The organism is Pseudarthrobacter sulfonivorans, assembly GCF_014712225.1.
Taxonomy (GTDB): domain Bacteria; phylum Actinomycetota; class Actinomycetes; order Actinomycetales; family Micrococcaceae; genus Arthrobacter; species Arthrobacter sulfonivorans.
In genome coordinates, this window is sequence record NZ_JACXBW010000039.1 from 1 (window position 1) to 1,710 (window position 1,710).

A 1,710-nucleotide genomic window follows, 5' to 3' on the forward strand; every position below is an offset into this window, starting at 1 on the left:
GACGACAGTGAGAGAGCGTTTCCGTGTTTCCCGCATTAAATGAGAGAGCGTTTCTGTTTTTCCCGCATCAAGTGAGAGAGCGTTTCCCCTGTCGTCACGAGTGCCCTCTGAAGTAGTTATACTTGTATAAGTATTACTACTTCAAAGGGATGGAAACAGCCGTGGCAACTCAGCTGGCAAGTGCGGGGACTGAACAGAAAATAAGCGGGAAAAGCCGGTGGGGGGCACTGGTTTTCCTCGCACTGGCGCAGTTCATGGTGGTGCTGGACGGCACCATCGTGAACCTGGCCCTGCCCCGGCTGCAGATCGAAATGGGGATCAGCGACTCGACGCGGTCCTGGGTGGTGACCGCCTACGCTTTGGTGTTCGGTGCCTTCCTGCTGCTCGGCGGGCGCATCGCCGACTTCTGGGGGCGCAAACGGACGTTCATCGTGGCGGCTGCCGGCTTCGCCGCGGCCTCGCTGATCGGCGGCATCGCACAGGAATCCTGGGAGCTCATCGGCGCCCGCGCCCTCCAGGGCCTCTTCGCGGCGCTCCTCGCCCCCGCGGCCCTGGCGCTGCTGACGGTATCCTTCCCCGGTGGCAAGGACCGCGGCACGGCCTTCGCGATCTTCGGCTCCATCAGCGGTGTCGGCGCCGCGGCCGGGGTGCTCCTGGGCGGCTTCCTCACGGACTACGTGTCCTGGCGCTGGTGCTTCTTCGTGAACGTGCCCATCGCCCTGATCGCCCTGTTCGGCGTGGTGAAGATGGTCCGTGAAAGCAAAGCCGCGGGTCCCTCGCGGTACGACTGGCCCGGCGTGGTCCTCGCCGCCCTCGGCCTGGGCTCCCTCGTTTACGGTTTCACCAACGCCGAGCACGGCTGGGGAACGCCGGAGGCCTGGGGCTTCATCCTCGCGGGCGTGGTGCTGATGGTGCTGTTCGTCGTCGTCGAGAAGAGGGTCAGGCACCCGCTCCTCCCGCTGCGCGTGGCAACCGAACGCAACCGCGGCGCCGCGTTCCTGGCCTCGTTCCTGGCGGGAGCCGTCCTCATCGGCGGCATCCTGTTCATCAACTACTACATCCAGATTGTGCTCGGCTTCGCCCCGTTCATCGCCGGCCTCGCCTCCCTGCCCATGACCGTGGTCCTCATTGTCACGGCGGCCGTCGTGGCCAAAAACCTGCCGAAGCTGGGCGCGAAGATCCCCACCGCCGTCGGACCTGTCTTTATGGCCGCAGCCATGCTCTGGCTGACCCGGGTCAGCGCGGAGGGCACCTACCTGGTGAACATGCTTCCGGCCCTGATCCTCATGGGGATTGGCCTGGGCATGGTGTTTGTGCCCATGCAGAACCTCGCACTCTTCGGTGTGGACAACCACGACGCCGGCGTGGCCAGCGCGCTCGTGAACGCCACGCAGCAGATCGGCGGCTCCCTGGGCATCGCCCTCTTCAGCACCATCGCCGCCGCAGCAACCGCGGCTGCCGGCGGGAGCAACCAGATGGCAGCACTGTCCGCCGGCTACTCGTCCGTGTTCCTGTGGGCTGCCGGGGTTGCCATCCTGATCACACCCCTGGCACTGCTGCTCATCACCATCACCAAAAAGACGTTCAGCGGCAGCGACCCGAACCAGCCGGTCCATCTGGGCTGACACCGCGGGGATTTCAAACCAAAGGCCGACGACGGCGGGACCTCCCGCCGTCGTCGGCCTTCTTGTGTGGGTGCGTCCCGAACCG

Annotated in this window: 1 protein-coding gene; it reads left to right on the forward strand. The window is 65.3% G+C overall.

Annotated elements, in window-relative coordinates; all coding sequences use genetic code 11:
* Positions 1–161: 161 nt before the first annotated feature.
* Positions 162–1,625: an MFS transporter gene (locus IAQ70_RS22425; RefSeq protein ID WP_190992159.1), complete on the forward strand. Its 1,464-nt coding sequence runs from the start codon at positions 162–164 to the stop codon at positions 1,623–1,625.
* The last annotated feature ends 85 nt before the right edge of the window (positions 1,626–1,710 follow it).